We start from the raw sequence: 18,535 nt of genomic DNA, 5'->3' as shown, positions 1-18,535 counted from the left end.
TCATATCAAACGTGAAAAACAACATAAAGTATTCAAAGGATTTGCCCAAAAAGGATAATGTTCTTTAATACAAGACATCGTTCTTTTGATAATTTCGTAACCAACTTATTATTAGGACTTATAGCTTATTCTTTCTTTGATAAAAAGCCTTCTATTAATTTACAAGGAAACATTGTTGATCTAAAAAGACTCGTTGCTGCTTAAATCGAACTCACGTTAAAATAAAGAACCTTACCGCTTACAACGTAGCTGTAACTGACTTTATGTGACCTCCAACTATCGAACTGATTGATGCGACACGTTATGCAGGCAATGTAGGAGACAAGATTTGACTCGTAATTTATGACGAATTTGAAGTGAAAAAAGTACTTGTTAGCATTAAAGGATCGGATGGTTCAGTGATTGAAATGGGTGAAGCTAAGCTAAAAGATGGCGATTGGCTATACACTGCAACAGTGAGCAATTCCACTCTTTCAGATACAAAAATAGAGGTGTTAGCATACGATGTGCCCGAACACAAAACCCAAAAACACATTATACTCTAATAAAAATCCCTACAAGTGCACACTTGTGGGGATAAATTTTTATAAAATTATTTACTATCCATTGTCAATTCAAAAATAATACTTACATTTGTAGCATCAATAAAAAACAATGTATTCTGGCACAGAATACACTTAGTTTGCCAAGGGGCAACTTGCAATTGCAAGTTTGGTACTACCCCTGATAAGCTCAAGGTGCTTACTCAAAACAAGCACTATATTAATGAAGAAGAGCCTAAAGAGAAACTTGTAGCTACCACTGCTGATATAGGTAGCACTTTTGAGAAAAATACTTTTGGGCTATGTAAATTACAACCCACAAATTTGTATGTGATGCTTCTATTGAAGCCGAATGGGGGCTTTGTTTTTATGATAAAGTAATTAATGGTACAAAGAAAGGTATTTATGTACTAGGAACTGTTAATTATTCTGAAGCAGCAGTGACATTTCCTCCTCCTGAAAATTATACTGACCTTGATTTAAAAATTCATTTTCATAGCCATCCAGGTACTGTTAAAGGGAAAGATGATGTAGCATCTGGAAAAGAAAGTAGATTAGGAGATATTCCTATGGCTATACACTATGTGAATTTATTCTATAAAAAAGGAATAAAAAGAATGCCTGCATTTGTAATATATCGTCCTCATTCAGAGAAAATTCCTTATAAATTTCAATATGATGCCTGGAGTGATTTTATTTATGGTAGTAAAATGAAAGTCAATACATATCAAGATTTGTATAGTAATGTAAAGCCGATACAATATTAAAACTCGAAAGAAATTATGAAACATTTTTTATTATATTTATTACTCTTTATCTTTTTCATATCTTGTAATCGAGAAATAATAGATAGTAGATGTATTATTTTCAATCTATATACTTCAAAAAAAGTACCTTCCCATAGTATTACCTTAGATTTTAAAGATAAATCAATTTTTATTCATAATATTGCAGATGAAGGAATATTTGAATTCAACCCTCCACCTCCACCACCAAGTTATAATATCAAATGGACTTCCGCTTATAGTATTTATCCTAAAGGAAAGGTAATAGATAACAAAATATCTCAAAAAACAGATAAGTTATTTATAAAAATAAATAACATTTTGAATGAGGGACAGCCCTTTTCTTGTTCCAATCACCCGCCTATGCCAGATGAATATGTCTATATATCTTTTACATATTTTAAAGATAATCAGTTAATTTATTCTTGCTTTAGACCTACACAAAAAGAATTAGATATTTTCAATTTAGTAAGAGATTTTATTCTTACTAACGACACTGTAAATGCTGATAAATGGAAGTTATTCTATGATAAATGAAAATAATTATGCAAAAATATATTTTTATAATACTTTTATCTTTTATTGCTTGTCAGGAGAAAAAGAAGAGTGAACCTATTGATGATAGATATATAGTTTTTAATTTGTATATAGGGAAGAATTTAGCTTCACATTCTATAACATTAGATTTTAAGGACAAATCTGTATTTGTTCATAATATAATAAATGAAGCTAACTTTGACCGATTTGTGGAAGATGAAGTAGAAGTAGTAGAAGGGACTTTACCTAAAGAAGCTATTAAACAGAAGAATGATAGAATTGATTATAATACTATTTATGAGTTAGGATTCATAGCTGATAATAAGATGACCACTGATACAAATGTCTTATTTGAAAAAATAGATTCTATCCTTCAAAATGGGACTCCTTTTTCTTGTAAAAGGTCTCAACCTGCTCCTGATGAATATGTTTATATGTCATTTAATTATTTTGAAGGTAATAAGCGGGTGTATTACTGTTTTAATCCTATGGGAAAAGAATGGGATATTTTTTATTTAGTGAGAGATTTCAATATGAAAAATGACACTATAAATAGAGATAAATGGCTATCATTCTTTAATATAGGAGGACCTAAATAATTAAGTATGCAAAAATATATTCTTATAATACTTTTGTTACTTGCTGCTTGTAGTGGTAAAAAAGAAGTCATTGATGATAGGTATATTATCTTTAATATTTATTCTTATAAATACGTATATCCACATTCTATAACATTAAACTTTAAAGACAAAACTATATGGATACATAACATCACTAATGAAGTATTAACTATTGAAGATGTAGAAATAACTCCAAATGAAGATAAAAATAGAAAGGAAGAAAAAAAACTTTATGAAAAACCTTCATTAGTAATAGTGAAAGATAATATGATAGTTGATAGCTTAGGTATTTTATTTAATAAAGTTGACTCTATTTTACAAAATAAGGAAGCTTTTTCTTATAAAAGTGAGATACCTATGCCTGACCAATACGTATATTTATCATTTAACTACTTTAAAAATAAAAAACATATACATTATAGTTATAACCCTCAGTCTAAGGAATGGAATATTTTCTACTTAGTAAGAGACTATATTATAAACAATGATACGATAAACGGTAATGAATTGAAAACTCTTTATAAAAAATAATTAATTTGAGGTGTCAAGTTAAGGGCATACCAACTGAGATTGGAAAATAGGTTTTCTTTCAATCAATCTTTTTATTAGATTGTTAAAGATAGTCTCTTTGCTCTGTGAGCGATTGATTCTAAAACTATACTCAGCTAAATAGCGGTCTATATTAAACTCTGAAACCCAAGAACATATACCTCTTATCCAAGATTTTACTTGGTGTATTACTTTGTGTAATGTAGGAAAATTCTTTCCGTCATTACTCGGTTTTTGAGTTATATTATAGTCCTTTATAGGTCTATAGCCTTTCCATTCATCAGTCGTTATATAAGCTGTCTTATCAATGTGTTTATCAAATATTGTTCGTAATGATTTTGAGGAATAGTCAGGAATTTTAAATGCATAAAAACGTTTAACTTTACTTTGGTTACTAAGTTGTATCGCACAAAGAACTTTCTTTTTCTTTGTGTCATAACTTCTACCTTGTTTTCCTTCTTCTTTTCCTCCTATGGTAAATTCATCGACTTGCACTTTGCCATCCATTTTCTGTGACTCACTGGATTTCATAGCTTCACGAACCTTGTGCATAAAATAATGTGCTGTTTGTCGACTAATATCATAACGGCGAGCAACTTGTGATGCTGATAGACTTTTTGTAGTTGTTGACATCTCAAAACATATATAAAATGCTTTGAGAAGTCCAAATTTTAGCTTGTGAAACAAAGTTCCAGCTGTAGGACTTTCTGTATCTGAACAGATATTGCAAGTGCGTGAAAAATCTTTGCGAACTTGGTATTTTGTATGTCCACATTTACGGCAACAATACCCTTTTTCCCATTTTATGGAAGCTAAGTATTCTTCGCAATCTAAGTCTGTTTTAAAGCATTCAGTAAACTCTAAGAGGCTTTGTCCTTTGAATAATTCCATAATACATTATTTTTCAGTATGCAAATGTATGAAAATATTTTGACACCTCAATTAAAAAGAAAACTCCCTATATAAAAATAGTATAAAAATCTTTTTCTAAAAATCACATGAATCATTTTAGATTTTTTTATTCTTAATTTTGTAACTTCTATGATCGTTTAAAGATGAGTTTGAGAAAATTATAAATAATTAATCAATCTATCATCTACTAAAAATAGACATAAAGCCCCTTCCAAAAATTAATATTTTATCACTGTTTTCTTAGAAAATACATAAAAAAAATACTTTTCAATCAATTTATTTTAACAAAATATCGTCAGTATACAAAGTGATTTTTTTCGATATTCTCAAAGAAAATGTATTTTAATGAAAATACTGCAAGAAAATAAAGTTTTTATTGCAAAATTTATTCACTCTTCTTTTTTTAGTTGCGAAAAAAATATTAAAAAATATTTTGAAGTAAGCTGAAAATATTTATACCTTTGCCGTGTTGTTAATTAAAATATTTAGAAGATGAAACTGAACAGACTTGTGTACGCACTATTATTAGCATTAATAGTGCACGGCTTCTCCCTCGCACAAGAGCGAGAAGTAAAGGGAACTGTACGCGACTCTAATGGATTAGAGATGCTTGGCGTGGCAGTAGTGGTAAAAGGTGAGGCTCACGGTACCGAAACGAACCTTGATGGTAAGTATACCATTAGGGTAGCCGATGGCAAGACCCTCGAGTTTTCGTTCTTAGGTATGAAAACCAAACGCTTCAAAGTAAACGGGCAAAGTAGAATAGATGTGGTGTTAGAGGAAGAAGCTCAAGAAATCGGTGAAGTGGAAGTAGTAGGCTACGTAACGGTGAAGAAAGACCAATACGTGGGTACAGCTGCTACTATTGATAAAGAGTCCCTTAAAAGGAAAAGCGTTTCTAACGTATCTAAGGCTATTGCAGGAGAAGTAGCAGGGGTACGTGTTATTAACTCTTCTGGGCAACCAGGTACTGCAGCTACTATACGTGTGCGCGGGTTTGGTTCAGTAAACGGTAACCGTTCACCACTTTATGTGGTAGATGGGGTACCTTATGAAGGTGCTGTATCTTCAATCAACCCTGATGATATTGAGAGTATGGTAGTGCTCAAAGATGCTACTTCTACTTCAGTATACGGCTCACGCGGGGCTAATGGGGTGGTACTCATCACTACTAAAAAAGGACGTGTCGATGTAGCACGTGTGCAAGTAGAATCAAAAATAGGGTTTAATATGCGTTTATTGCCTCGTTATGAAACGATTACAAGTCCTGAGCGCTATGCAGAGCTCGGATGGGAAGCATTGCGTCAAAGTGGGGCACTAACACAAGCTAAAAATCCAGCAGCTTTTACAAGAGCTGGTTATGCTAGTCCAGCTGATTACGCTAGCAAAAATTTATTTGGCAAATTAGGTATTGCTCCTAAATATAATATGTGGAATGTAGCGGGGGCTAACCTTATCAATCCTGCTACAGGTAAAATAAACGATGGGGTAACCCGCAAATACGACCCAGAAGATTGGGGTGACTATGCTTTCCAAACAGCCGTGCGCAGCGAGTACAATGTAAGTATGAGCGGGGGTAGTGGTAAAACTACCTACTATACAGGTTTTGGTTACCTTAAAGACGAAGGTTATGCTATCAATTCTGGTTTTGAGCGTTATACAGGCCGCCTTAATTTGGGTTATCAGCCTAAAAACTGGCTTAAAGGTGAGTTTAACTTAAGCTATGTGCATACTAAAACGAAAGCTAACGGACAGTCGGAAAACTCTGATAGTTTGTTCTGGTTTACTGATAACATTCCTTCTATCTATCCGTTATTCTTGCGCGATAGCAATGGTGATAAAATAGATGAGCCTTATTATGGAGGCTATCAATACGATTTTGGTCAGGGGCGTGGTTTTGGTGCGCTTACCAATGCCGTAGCACAAGCTACCTATGACCAGAAAAACAGAACCCGTAATAATGTGCTTGGTAATGTATTCCTTCGTGCTGATATAGTAAAAGGACTTACTTTCGAAACTCGTTTGGGGGGTGAGTATTATAATAATGCTTTTAACAACTATACTAACCCTTACTATGGTAGTTCGGCTTCAGAAAAAGGTTCTCTTACCAAAAACCGATATGAATTGCTTAACTACACTTTCTTGCAAATGTTGCGCTATACCCAACAATTTGGCAAACACAATCTACAAGCCTTTGTAGCACACGAAAGTACTACTTACGATTATTATACATTCAGTGGTAGTAAGAGTGGTTTGGTTGACCCTAAAGGTACAGAGCTCGAAAACGCTATCAAATTAAATAGTTTGACTTCTTATATCTATAACTATCGTTTGGAAAGTTATTTCAGCCAGCTGCTATACGATTACGAGGGCAAATACTTGTTCTCAGGTTCGTTGCGCCGCGATGGTACTTCACGTTTCTTGAACCACAAATGGGGTACTTTTGCTTCAGTTGGTTTAGGTTGGGTAGTGAGCAAGGAAAACTTTTTGAAAGAGAAAGAATGGTTGCCTTACTTCAAACTCAAAACCAGTTATGGTACTGTTGGAGACCAATCGGTAGGTAGTGGCAATGCCTCTTACTACTCAGGTTATGATGTGTACGATTTAGGCAACTTTATGGGCTTACCTTCGGCAGTGTTCAACCGTATAGGCTACCCCGACCTTACTTGGGAAAAAGCTAAAATATTCCAAGTAGGAGCTGAGTTTACCTTCTTAAAATCGCGTGCTATCGAGTTGCAATTAGATTATTACCACAAAACTACCGATAATTTGGTATTCGACAGCCGTTTAGCACCTTCTACTGGTAATGGTCTTTGGAAAGTAAACGATGGTAAATTGGTGAACAGTGGTTTTGAATTCAACTTGCAAACACATATAGTAAACACCCAAAATTGGCGTGTAGATGTAGGGGTAAACGGGGAATTGCTTAACAACAAGCTAACCCAAATGCCTTATGATAAATCAATAAAAGGTGAAAAGATCATTGATATATCAGGTATCTTTGGTAGAAGCAAAGGGCACTCACTCTATGATATTTACACACGTGAATACCGTGGGGTAAACAGCCAAACAGGGGCTGCCCAATGGACAATGCACTATGCCGATAATAATAACAATGGCACGTATGACAATGGTGACGAGGCTATAGCTTCATTGCACGAATACCAAGCCAAAAATCCTAACGCTAATATAAAAGAAAAGCTAACAGAAAACTATAACCAAGCTACCCAAAAATATATAGGCAAAAGTGCTATACCCGATGTACGTGGGGCATTTAACTTCAATGTAGCATACAAAGGACTTTCGCTTAGTGCGCAGTTATTGTACAGCTTAGGAGGTTATGCTTACGATGGGGTATACGCAAACTTGATGGGTAATGAGAAAATAGGAAGTAATAACTGGCATAAAGACATAGAAAATCACTGGAAACAAGCAGGTGACGCTACTGATGTGCCAAGATTGACATCAAACTACGGCAATGATGGTCAGGCTAACAGTTCTTCATCACGTTTCTTAACTAAAACAGATTACTTAGCACTTAATAATGTTACCTTGGCTTATAGCTTAGATAAAAAGGTATGTCATACTATAGGGTTTGAAGGTTTAACCTTTACCTTAGCTGGTGATAACTTATGGTTGGCTACAGCTCGTAAAGGCTTTAATCCTACCACTTCAGAATCAGGTAATTCTGATCGTTATACTTATTCACCTTTATCTACTTTTACTTTAGGGGTAAAAGCAACTTTTTAAACAGAATGCACTATGAAAAAGATATTAACATTTAGTATATTATCGGCAGTAGCTTTCAATCTTACTGCTTGTAAAGACGATTTTCTCAACACCTCACCTACAGCGGTAGTATCTACAGCCCCTGCTGATGTACGCCTCAATGGTTTGTACCTTATGACCTACCAATCGGGTACAGGAGGAACTACAGGGCAGACTGACTTTGGCCAAAAAAACGTAGATATTTGTACCGATATGCTCTGCGGTGATATGGCGCTGTTAGCAACAAATTATGGTCAGTATAAAGATGTTGCCAATTTAAAAGCAACTCAACAGTCAAGTAATAATTATAACTATATTCCTTGGCGTTATTACTATCGTTTGATATACGAGGCTAACAAGTCAATAGCCGAGTTGGCAAGCCCTAAGAACAATAGCGAGAAGTATACTTTGGCACAGTTTCGTGCGCTACGTGGTTATGCTTATTTTTATCTAATGCAGATATTCACCACCAAGTATGAGCCAAATTCAAGTACGAACTCAATTCCACTCTACACTACCGCTGATATAACTAGCAAACCGAGAGTAAAACAATCGGAAGTCTATGCGCAAATAATAAGCGATTTAGAATTTGCAGTTACTAACCTTGCTGGGTTTACACGTAGCAAAAAAGGTATGATTGATAAATATGTAGCAGAAGGCTTACTTACTTATGTATACGCAGCTATGGGCAACAACCAAAAAGTAGCTGAGTTAGCGCAAGATATCGTCAATAATAGTGGCTACCCACTTACTACTCGCGAACAAACAGTATACGATGAAACTACTAAGAAAGGTGGCGGTTTTAATGATATTGATACTAATAGCTGGATGTGGGGAGTTGACCTTATCTCTGAAAACGATTTTTCCTTAGATTCTTGGTGGGGTATGATGGATGTCTACACTTATAGTTATGCTTGGGCTGGAGATGCTAAAGCTATGGACGACAAACTATATGCCCAAATACGTACTAATGACCTTCGCAAAAAGCAATTTACTACAGTTGATGATGCAGAATTGCTGCCTGCAAATAAGTTTTTTGCTCCGGATAGAACTATTGGAGGACAAAGAAAAGTAGTAACTGATTATGTATATATGCGTGTAGATGAGTTTTACTTATTAGCAGCAGAAGCCTTGGCTAAGTTAGGGCAAGATGCACAGGCTAAAACTATCTATAAAGAGCTTTTGAAATTGCGTTACCCTGAGGCTACAGCTGCTACTGATATAGCCTATGTAGATGCGCTTACTAATGCACAGTTGCAAGATGACATCTATCTCAATACTCGTATAGAGTTATGGGGAGAAGGCAAAAGCTACCTGGCTATGAAGCGTAACCAGAAAACAGTAACCAGAGGTACTAACCATCTAGAACTAAAAAATGAAACTTTTAGCTATGATGATGTAAAGGTTAAATTTGCTATCCCTCAGAATGAAACAATTAATAACTTGAATTTGTAAAACTTTTTCAAACATGTAACAAAAAACGGCCTCATAAAATATGAAGCCGTTTTTTTATTAACTTTATGATGATGATTAATTTATAATAGTATTTCACTGCTGTCCACTTAAAATTAATAATTGTTCTTTGAAATAATTGAAATATAGTTAGTTATATAGCATTTCTAAGTCAACGAATTTGATTTCATACCTTTGCAGAGCATCATAAGATTCTGCATATGCATCAAGATAAATTTGTTTTCGCTCAGTTAGTCTCATTTCTTAACAGAAATCATTTTAATTATCTAGTTCGTAAGTATGAGGGTGATAAGTATGTGAAGTTCTTCAGTTGTTGGAATCAGTTACTTACACTTATGTTTGGTCAAACATAGTAATCGTGAAAGTCTTCGTGACCTATAGTAGCTATTAATGCTCATCAGAAAAAGAGTTATCATCTAGGAATTGGTAAATATATAACTAAGAGTAATCTTGCAAAAGCAAATCAAAACTGAGACTATCATATCTTTGAGGATTTTGCTTACTTCCTTGTTAATGAAGCTAGACACAAACGTGCTGTAGATATCTTCAAGTTAGGAGGCAATATATGCATTTGATTCAAGTACTATAGACTTATGTTTAGATGTATTTTGGTAGACTAAGTTCCGTAAATATAAGGGAGGTATCAAGATACATACCTTCTATAATATTGAAAATCAAACACCAACGTTCTTTTATGTTACAAATGCCAAAGTAAATGATGTAAATGCTATAGATGTAATTTCTTATGAGATAGGTTCATACTATGTATTTGATAGAGGATACAACGACTTTAAGCGTCTCTATAAAATTAGAACATTAGACTTTTTGTTATCAGATCGAAGAAAAACCTTCAATATAAGTGTATTAAATGTAAACGCCGACTTCCTAAGAACATATTGTCTGATGCAGAGATTGAATTGACTGGATACTATCCTTATCAATACTATTCAGAATCTCTTAGGCTTATTCGTTATTGGGATAACAAGTCGAACAAAGAGTTTACCTATCTTACCAATGCTAAACATCTAAGGGCTCAACAAATTGCAAATTTGTATAAAAACAGATGGCAAGTTGAGTTTTTCCTTAAATGGCTCAAGCAACATCTCAAAATTAAGAAATTCTGGGAGACAACAGAAAATGCTGTAAGAATACAAATCTATGCAGCTATATCAGCTTACTGTTTGGTTGCTATCATACAACATGATATGAAACTTAAGAGAAGTACTTATAAACTCTTGCAGATACTCAGTATCTCGTTGACTGATAAAACTCCTTTGAGAGAACTTTTTGACAAAACTATATTCAATAATGACAAAGAACGAAATAGTTCAAGTGAACCACTATTATTTAATTTTGATTAGTGTCATTTTTTTAGTGGACACTAGTGATTTTTAAAACTTTTCAACTAGCAATTATTATAGTCATTTAGTATGTTTGAAATCTCTAAATTCTCTGAAACTTTTCAATATTTCTAAGATATTTTTCTCTTTATACTTATTATAAAGGATATTTATATGGATGGATTGAAGCGTTTGTTAGTATTAATTTTTTATCTATTCATTGTTAATTATCAATTAATTTGTATTTTTGCCATAAATTTTATGAAAGCCTAAAAACTACTATGGATGTTTTATTAAAATCAGCACGGATTATAGATCCAGAGAGTGCTTATCACAACAAGGTTAGAGATATTCTCGTTTCTGAAGGCGTAATTCAGATACTTAGCGATTCTATCATTCCTACTGGAGAAATGCAGGTATTGGAAAATGTTTGTGTTTCACAAGGATGGGCAGATAGTAGTGTTTGTTTTGGAGAACCAGGTTTTGAAGAAAGAGAAACTTTAATAAACGGGATGCGCACTGCTGAAAAAAGTGGTTTTACTCATCTACTAATCAATCCACTTACCTATCCTATAGTGGATAGTCAATCGGGAGTAGTATATATAAAAAACAAAACAGCCCATTGTGCCGCTACGGCTCACCCTATTGGAGCTCTTACTATAGAGAGTAAAGGAGAGTATCTTTCTGAACTTTTTGATATGAAAAATGGAGGAGCAGTAGCCTTTGGAGATTATAAAAAAACTATAAGTAATAGTAATCTGTTGAAAATAGCGTTGCAATACACTCAATCCTTTGGAGGTATTGTAATTTCTTTCCCAAATGATACCAAAATTATGGGTAAAGGAGTAGTGAACGAACATGTTGAAGCTACTCGTTTGGGGCTGAAAGGGATTCCAGCTTTGGCAGAAGAGCTTATCGTAGCACGTGATTTAGCTATTTTAGAATATACGGGAGGTAAATTACATATCCCAACAATTTCTACCGCAAAATCTGCTGCTTTAATCAAAGAAGCTAAGGCTAAAGGTTTAGATGTGAGTTGTAGTGTGGCAATTCATAATTTACACTTTACAGATGAAGTGTTAGAGAATTTTAACACCAATTATAAAGTGTTACCACCTTTACGAGATAAGACTAATGTGCAATCACTTAGAGAGGCTCTGAATGAAGGAGTGATAGATTTCGTTACATCAGATCATAATCCATTAGATATAGAATTAAAATTCAAAGAGTTTGATTGGGCAGCATTTGGTACTATAGGTTTAGAAAATGCTTTTGGAGTTCTTACTCAATATACCACCATAGAACAAGCAATACAACTACTTACAGCAGCTCGAAAGCGCTTTGCTATTCCTTCCTCTCCTATTGTTGAAGGTACTCCTGCTGATATGACCTTATTTACTCTCGAAGATACTTCAGTTTTTACAGTGAATGATATATTGTCATCTTCTAAAAATAGTGCTTTTATAGGAGAAAAAATGAAAGGAAAAGTTGTGGGGATTATAGCTCGTAATCAGTTGATATTGAATTAGAAATAAACAAAAAGAAAGCTTATAATTAATAAGATGAATAACAATAAAAAAAATCTTTTAGAATATATTGTCAGAGAACCTCAGGTAAGAACTAGACGTCCACCAGTGATTTTCATGTTACATGGTTACGGTAGTAATGAAGAAGATCTTTTTTCTTTTGCTGATGCTTTGCCAGCTGAATATATGATAGTATCTTTTAGAGCACCTTATCATTTAGCAACTTTTGGCTACGCTTGGTATATGATTAATTTTGACGCAGAACAAGATGATTTTAGCAATAATGCGCAAGCTATTGCTTCACGAGATCTTATTATGCAGTGTATAGAAGAGATTTGCAAATTATATGATTTAGATAACAAGAATATTACGTTATTAGGATTTAGTCAAGGTAGTATTCTTTGTATGGCGATAGCCCTTTCATATCCTAAGAAAATACGTAATGTTGTTGCTCTTAGTGGGTATATAAATAAAGAAATTTTAAAAGAAGGTTACGCACGTGAAAATCACTCAGCTACTCGTTTTTATGTGTCACATGGAGCAAGCGACCAAGTAATTCCAGTGGAATGGGCACGTCAAACTCCTGATTTTCTAAAAAATCTTGATATTAAGTATAAATACGAAGAGTTTCCTGTAGGACATGGCGTATCACCACAAAACTTCTATTCTTTCCGTGATTGGCTTATAGAGTAATAGTATGGATAAAAAAGTACTTAAAACTAAATACGAACTTTTTAAACAGAAAGCTTATATTATTATCTATGGTACTAATACACCTTTAGGTAAATTGTTTGATTTGGTGCTATTGGCACTGATTGTTATTAGTGTGATAATGGTAATGCTTGAAACGGTGCAAGGAGTAAATGAACACTTGCACGGGGTACTCGTGTTTATGGAGTGGGTGATTACTGTTTTCTTCTCAATGGAATATGTTTTAAGAATTATTACTAACAAAAAACCTTATCGTTATATTTTCAGCCTTTATGGTATTATTGATTTGATTTCTATATTACCTATGTACTTGTCGTTCATTACTCCTGGTGCTAAGGCTATATCGGTAACACGTGCATTGCGTTTGCTTAGAATTTTTCGTATTTTAGATTTGGTGAGCTTTATGAACCAAGGCGAAGAATTGAAAATGGCATTGCGTACTAGTAGAAATAAGATTATTATTTTTATCTATTTTGTATCGGTGATATGTGTGCTTTTGGGGTCACTGATGTATGTGATAGAAGGGCGCGAAAATGGTTTTACAAGCATTCCTCATAGTATTTATTGGTGTATTGTAACAATGACTACTGTAGGGTATGGTGATATAGCTCCAGTAACTACTTTAGGACAAATGTTAGCCTCCTTTATAATGATTCTTGGGTATGGTGTTATTGCTGTACCTACAGGTATAGTTACCTCTGAATATACTAAAATAAAAAAACAGCAGCGACTTTGTAAACATTGTCACTTCCCAAACTCTCCAGAAGCAAACTATTGTAACCAATGTGGATCTCCGCTGAATGAATCTATAACAGATGCAGATAAAAAATAAAAAAATACTTCTAACAGTATTAGGACCTACAGCTATAGGTAAGACAAGTTTAGCGATAGACTTAGCCTTGCATTTTGGCACAGAGATTATATCTTGCGATTCTCGTCAATTTTTTAAGGAGATGGCTATAGGTACTGCTGTTCCTTCACCTGAAGAATTAGCCCAAGTGAAACATCACTTTATCCAACACAAATCAATATTTGACCCTTATTCAGTAGGTGATTTTGAACATGATGTTATTACTTTACTTGAAAAGCTCTTTCAGCAGCATGACATAGTGGTAATGGTAGGGGGAAGTGGGCTTTACATTAATGCGGTAGTTTATGGTTTAGATGATTTTCCTAAAGTTTCCTCTGAGATAAGGAATGAATTGAGTGGATACTATGAAACACAAGGTATTGCATATTTGCAAAAGAAGCTCAAAGAATTAGATCCTATACAATATTCTCAAATGGATATTCAAAATCCTCAACGAATGATACGTGCTTTAGAAGTATGTATAGCTTCAGGTAGGCCTTATTCATCCTTCTTAAATAAAAAGGAAACTCTTAGGGATTTTAAGAATATTATTATTGGGCTTACAGCTGAACGTGAAGTAGTGTATAATCGTATTAATGATCGGGTAGAGCTAATGCTTGAAAATGGATTACTGATAGAGGCTCAAACACTTTTTCCTCATAAGAAACTCAATGCTTTACAAACAGTGGGGTATAGAGAATTATTTGACTTTTTTGAAGGAAAAATTTCTTTAGATTTTGCAATTGAAGAAATAAAGAAAAATACTAGGCGTTTTGCAAAACGTCAATACACTTGGTTTCATAAGAATAAACACGTTCATTGGTTTGAAATTAGCCAATTAGATGATTCGTTAATTAGTCAATTGGTTGATTTATAAGAAAAATAGCCAAAGTTTTTTTACTTTGGCTAATTCTATAAATATTTAATAGTGTGATAATCTCATCTTAAAATTTGTTTTACTTCTTCTTTTAAGTGGCTCAAGGCATTAGCTGAAGGGGTAGCTTTTTCAGCAAACCCTTTAAAAACATCTTCTACCATTGCCTGTGAATCTTTTAGCTCATCATTGTGAGCAGCTTTTCGAATCATATGTATAGTAGCTATTTTGGCCGTTCTGATAATTTGCCACAATTGGTCACTTAAATATATTTGCTGTGCCAAATTATGCTCAAACTCTTCATCTATAGAATTGATAAGAAGTATTTCATATTCTTGCTTAGAAAAATTGTGGGGAGGAATCCGCAAAAAGAGTTGTTGTGGGGTAATGCGTTCCAAGAAAAGTGTCATACGTTCGTAAGCTTGCAAACGAATAGGTAAGGCATACTTCTGATTTTCTTTTTGTAGCAAGAAGAAACGCTTTCTGTCCTCATTTTGAATGTGGATTCTAAAAAAATAAAAAGAGATAGCCCCTACAATAAGAGCAGGGATGCAATACATAATGAAATTAATAATTTGGTCAGACATAAGTTTAAGAAGCTTTATATAATAGAATTTTTTCTAAATTAGGACTGAATATATCTTCAAAAGCTGATATAATACGCCCATTTTTATCTATAATTACTGATTTGTTGATATTGTTGATAAGGAATTTCTGTGACAAATCCATAAAGTTAATGGAATGGTATTGGTCTGTCCATTGATTTTCAGAAATTCTTTTGCGCCATTGGGTTTTATCTTGCCCTATATCAATACCTACAAACTTTACATTAGGGAATAGACTTTTAAGTTGGGCAATCCTATCAAAAATCAAGTTAGAGAGTTCTCTTTGGTTTACTGACCAAAAGTAGTATATAGTTACTTCAGGTTTTTGTATTTCAGAAAACTTAGTGAGAGTGCCTTTGGTGTCTATTAAATCAAAATCGGGAGGGATTTGTCCAGCTTGCAAAGCAATTACATTTTTGAATACTTTGTCTAATTCGGCTTTGTGTTCATTATCTTTATTATACTTTGCAAATTTATCAAAATATTTTTGATATTGTGCGTGTTCTTGAATATTAAAGATGTAAGCATAAGCAGCATTTCGGTATAGATTATCTCTCAAACTTCCTTTTGAAAACAAGCTATCAATAATTTTTATTTTTTCTAAGTGAAAACCTAGCTCTCGGTTTACATCTACTAAAGTACTATTGTTGTGAGTGTATTTTGTAAAGGCTAAGTTGTTCACATACATTACCATATAACTGTAATAAGGTCGGTAATACTCTAAAAAAGAGTTGTTATAGTCAATTTGTTTTCTATAGTTGTAGAATTCAGAGGGTAAAAGGTGATTAATGATAATCTCATTCTTATCTTGATATATAAATGGATATATTTCAATCTCTTTGTAGAGAGGAAACATACTGCTCACTAAGGCTATATTTTTAGCTTTATCAGAGAGATAAGGATGATTTTTTATAAAATTATCACATTCCCTTTTCTTTATCATCAAAATAGAATCAATTTTTTCTTTATATGCTATAGGAGGGAGAGAATGATATTTTTTTAACTCATCACTTTGGATATCAATATTGTTTAGTTGTGAAAACAAAAAGTTGTTGATAGCAGCCCCCTTTCCTGAAAAGGAAATACTCTCCTCGAAACGCAAAATATTGGCATATACTACCAAACTATCCAAAGGTTCTAAATAAATATATTGATATTTACCCCCTATTTCAAAATTATACAGTTTACTTTCTTTAATATTTAAAGAGAAAGTAAAATTCTTATCTTTATTAAGGAAAGTGGTATCAATAGCAATGTCATTAGCATATAAAATCACTAATGAGTCCTTAGAGTTTGGAAAAAAACCTGTAAAAAAAGTACTATTTGTAGGTTGTTTTTTACAGCCTATCAAGGCAATAATTAAGGTTAATAATAAAAGTTTTCTCATCTTCATAAATCAAAAAAACATTCAACTATTGGTTGCAAAATTATAAAAACTATCTAATCTAAAAAGTTAAATGCATGTTAAATAAATAGCTAATGTGAAATATTAACATTAATTAACTTTTTCGCATATTTTTTAACATATAATTACTCATTTTCTTTAGTGGCTTGAAAGAGGTATTTTTTTTCTTCTTCGGTAAGACTATCATAACCACTGGTGCTTATTTTATTGAATAATTTTTGTATTTGGTGTTGTTTTATTCTCTGATTTTCGGATATATGGGATGTTTGAGCTTCTATAATAGGAGGTGTAGAAATAGTATTAGCTCTTTTCTTGGTTGGAATAAGAAATTTATAAGTAAAACCGACTAATATTCCGCTTAAAATTCCTCCAAAATGAGCTATTTTCCCTCCAAGATTATTAGAAATATCTATACAGTCAAATAATATGAGAGCAAGAAGGAAATACAATAATTGGATTCTAAAACTAAAAACATATATTTTATAGGAAGGAAAAATAGTAACCACAAAAAACAGAAGACCTATAACAGCTGCTGAAGCACCTAATAAGGCATTGTTGTTCGCTATTTCGGAAGTGATATAACCCCATAATAAAAATGCAATACCTCCTCCTATCAAACTAAAAAAATAAACGCTTATGAAAGTTTTTGCTTTGAAAAGACGGAAAAATACGTGTCCAGAGAAGAACAAAAAAAACATATTCCAAAATAAATGTTCTATACTCACGTGATAAAAAGCATAGCTAAGCAACGTCCAAGGTCGTTCCAAAAATAAGGATAGTTGTTGAGGTACACATAACCATTGGTTCAGTTGTGATTGAGAGAATATTCCTCCATATACTAAACCTTGGGTGACACCAAATACTATCAGTGTGAATATAATCACATTATTAGCGGCATTGAATTTTTGTGATAAGGAATTCATTGTTGTTGTTTTAGTATGAGTGATGCTGTCTTTTCACTAGCACCTTCACCTCCTAATTTCTCTCTGAGTTGTACATAATCTTTAAATACTTCATACCGATGGCGATAGGTAGAAAGTTTATCTAATTCTATTTTGAGGTTCTTTTTAGTAAGATCTCCTTGAATGAGTTCGGTTACAACTGGTTTATCCATAATGAGATTCACTAATGAGATATATTTTAGTTTGATAATACGTTTAGCGATGTGATAAGAAATCCAATTTCCTTTGTAACATACTACTTCGGGGATATTTAATAAGGCTGTTTCGAGGGTAGCTGTACCACTGGTTACCAAAGCAGCATACGAAATTGACAATAAATCGTAGGTTTTTCCGCTTACAAAATGTACGTTTTCCTCTTTGATGAAACGTCGGTAAAAGTGATAGTCAATAGAAGGAGCACCTGCAATTACAAATTGGTATTGGTGATAATCATCTACTATGGAGAGCATTATCTTTAACATTTTAGCAATTTCTTGTTTTCTACTGCCAGGGAGTAAGGCTATAATAGGACGATGGTCTAAACCTTTTTCAGCTTTAAAAATAGCCTCATCTACTTCTTGTCGTTGAGCAATAGCATCAAGGAGGGGATGTCCTACAAAGTGTACACGATATTGATGTTTCTTTTCGTAGAAATCTTTTTCAAAAGGCAAGATTACGTACATAGCATCTACATCTCGTTTGATGGCTTTGATGCGATTTTCTTTCCACGCCCATATTTGAGGAGATATATAGTAATGAGTAGGGATACCTTGCTGCTTAGCCCATTTGGCGATACGCATATTGAACCCAGGATAATCTACGAAAATGAGTATATCGGGTTTAAATTCAGAGATATCTTTCTTACAAAAACTAATGTTTTTGAGGATAGTACGCAAGTTGAGTAATACCTCTAAAAAACCCATAAATGCCAGATCTTTGTAGTGTTTTACGAGGGTGCCTCCCACTGCTTGCATACGATCGCCTCCCCAAAATCGAAAGTTTGCTTGAGGATCTTTAGCTAAAAGGGCTTTCATTAGGTTAGCAGCGTGCAAGTCACCCGATGCTTCTCCAGCGATAATATAGTATTTCATTTGTTT

19 protein-coding genes and 1 pseudogene are annotated in these 18,535 nt (G+C 33.5%); 15 read left to right on the top strand and 5 right to left on the bottom strand.

From position 1 onward, the window contains the following. Window positions 1–356: 356 nt before the first annotated feature. The 6 genes from Q0162_RS02855 (at window position 357) to Q0162_RS02830 (ending at window position 3,015) form a co-directional block, all read left to right on the top strand. A complete protein-coding gene (locus tag Q0162_RS02855; protein WP_297888808.1) occupies window positions 357–545 on the top strand; it encodes a hypothetical protein in 189 nt (62 codons plus the stop codon). A gap of 192 nt (window positions 546–737) precedes the next feature. Next, window positions 738–923 (top strand): hypothetical protein, encoded by a 186-nt coding sequence (locus Q0162_RS02850; RefSeq protein ID WP_297888805.1) that lies wholly within the window; start codon window positions 738–740, stop codon window positions 921–923. Between the two features lie 59 nt (window positions 924–982). Beyond that, window positions 983–1,309: a hypothetical protein gene (locus Q0162_RS02845; protein ID WP_297888802.1), complete on the top strand. Its 327-nt coding sequence runs from the start codon at window positions 983–985 to the stop codon at window positions 1,307–1,309. 15 nt (window positions 1,310–1,324) lie between these two features. Further along, window positions 1,325–1,864: a hypothetical protein gene (locus tag Q0162_RS02840; protein ID WP_278639303.1), complete on the top strand. Its 540-nt coding sequence runs from the start codon at window positions 1,325–1,327 to the stop codon at window positions 1,862–1,864. Window positions 1,865–1,872: 8 nt separating this feature from the next. Continuing rightward, window positions 1,873–2,463 carry a hypothetical protein gene (locus Q0162_RS02835; protein ID WP_297888796.1) on the top strand — a complete coding sequence of 197 codons (591 nt, stop codon included), beginning with the start codon at window positions 1,873–1,875 and terminating at the stop codon, window positions 2,461–2,463. A 6-nt stretch (window positions 2,464–2,469) separates the two neighbouring features. After that, the gene (locus Q0162_RS02830; protein ID WP_198467594.1) at window positions 2,470–3,015 is read left to right on the top strand and encodes a hypothetical protein; all 546 of its coding nucleotides are present in this window, start codon (window positions 2,470–2,472) and stop codon (window positions 3,013–3,015) included. A gap of 18 nt (window positions 3,016–3,033) precedes the next feature. Here Q0162_RS02830 and Q0162_RS02825 read toward each other — a convergent pair whose 3' ends face one another. Next, entirely contained in the window at window positions 3,034–3,924 is an 891-nt protein-coding gene (locus tag Q0162_RS02825) for an IS1595 family transposase (RefSeq protein ID WP_297888780.1), read from the bottom strand. 513 nt (window positions 3,925–4,437) lie between these two features. Here Q0162_RS02825 and Q0162_RS02820 point away from each other — a divergent pair. From Q0162_RS02820 to miaA, 9 genes and pseudogenes are all read left to right on the top strand, one after another. Further along, entirely contained in the window at window positions 4,438–7,695 is a 3,258-nt protein-coding gene (locus Q0162_RS02820; protein WP_297888777.1) for a SusC/RagA family TonB-linked outer membrane protein, read from the top strand. A gap of 12 nt (window positions 7,696–7,707) precedes the next feature. After that, window positions 7,708–9,168 (top strand): RagB/SusD family nutrient uptake outer membrane protein, encoded by a 1,461-nt coding sequence (locus Q0162_RS02815; protein ID WP_297888773.1) that lies wholly within the window; start codon window positions 7,708–7,710, stop codon window positions 9,166–9,168. A 218-nt stretch (window positions 9,169–9,386) separates the two neighbouring features. Next, window positions 9,387–9,539 (top strand): DUF4372 domain-containing protein, encoded by a 153-nt coding sequence (locus tag Q0162_RS13260; protein WP_367272160.1) that lies wholly within the window; start codon window positions 9,387–9,389, stop codon window positions 9,537–9,539. Between the two features lie 283 nt (window positions 9,540–9,822). Further along, window positions 9,823–10,107 (top strand): annotated as a pseudogene (locus Q0162_RS13255) (hypothetical protein); the annotation flags it as partial. Next, window positions 10,002–10,547: a transposase gene (locus tag Q0162_RS13250; protein ID WP_367272161.1), complete on the top strand. Its 546-nt coding sequence runs from the start codon at window positions 10,002–10,004 to the stop codon at window positions 10,545–10,547. The pseudogene Q0162_RS13255 and the gene Q0162_RS13250, both read left to right, overlap by 106 nt. Window positions 10,548–10,807: 260 nt before the next feature. Continuing rightward, window positions 10,808–12,055, top strand: a complete 1,248-nt coding sequence (locus tag Q0162_RS02805) for a dihydroorotase family protein (protein WP_297888771.1) — start codon at window positions 10,808–10,810, stop codon at window positions 12,053–12,055. Window positions 12,056–12,088: 33 nt separating this feature from the next. Then, window positions 12,089–12,745, top strand: coding sequence for an alpha/beta fold hydrolase (locus Q0162_RS02800; protein WP_297888769.1), 657 nt, complete (start codon window positions 12,089–12,091; stop codon window positions 12,743–12,745). A gap of 4 nt (window positions 12,746–12,749) precedes the next feature. Beyond that, entirely contained in the window at window positions 12,750–13,595 is an 846-nt protein-coding gene (locus Q0162_RS02795; protein ID WP_297888766.1) for an ion transporter, read from the top strand. Continuing rightward, on the top strand, window positions 13,579–14,490 hold the full coding sequence (gene miaA, locus Q0162_RS02790) for a tRNA (adenosine(37)-N6)-dimethylallyltransferase MiaA (protein WP_297888763.1): 912 nt from the start codon (window positions 13,579–13,581) through the stop codon (window positions 14,488–14,490). Before Q0162_RS02795 ends, miaA begins: the two co-directional genes overlap by 17 nt. 62 nt (window positions 14,491–14,552) lie before the next feature. Here miaA and Q0162_RS02785 read toward each other — a convergent pair whose 3' ends face one another. The 4 genes from Q0162_RS02785 to lpxB all read right to left on the bottom strand — a co-directional run bounded on the left by Q0162_RS02785 (window position 14,553) and on the right by lpxB (window position 18,529). Then, a complete protein-coding gene (locus tag Q0162_RS02785; RefSeq protein ID WP_297888761.1) occupies window positions 14,553–15,074 on the bottom strand; it encodes a hypothetical protein in 522 nt (173 codons plus the stop codon). A gap of 4 nt (window positions 15,075–15,078) precedes the next feature. Beyond that, a complete protein-coding gene (locus tag Q0162_RS02780; protein WP_367272159.1) occupies window positions 15,079–16,485 on the bottom strand; it encodes a TlpA family protein disulfide reductase in 1,407 nt (468 codons plus the stop codon). A 137-nt stretch (window positions 16,486–16,622) separates the two neighbouring features. Then, window positions 16,623–17,420: a rhomboid family intramembrane serine protease gene (locus Q0162_RS02775; protein WP_297888754.1), complete on the bottom strand. Its 798-nt coding sequence runs from the start codon at window positions 17,418–17,420 to the stop codon at window positions 16,623–16,625. Next, complete coding sequence (lpxB, locus tag Q0162_RS02770) at window positions 17,417–18,529, bottom strand: lipid-A-disaccharide synthase (RefSeq protein WP_297888750.1); 1,113 nt, start codon at window positions 18,527–18,529, stop codon at window positions 17,417–17,419. The genes Q0162_RS02775 and lpxB overlap by 4 nt, the downstream gene beginning before the upstream one ends. Window positions 18,530–18,535 lie beyond the last annotated feature (6 nt).

Source organism: uncultured Capnocytophaga sp., from assembly GCF_937936315.1.
GTDB lineage: Bacteria > Bacteroidota > Bacteroidia > Flavobacteriales > Flavobacteriaceae > Capnocytophaga.
The sequence above is the reverse complement of the archived record's forward strand: the minus strand, read 5'-3'. Positions and strand labels throughout refer to the sequence as shown.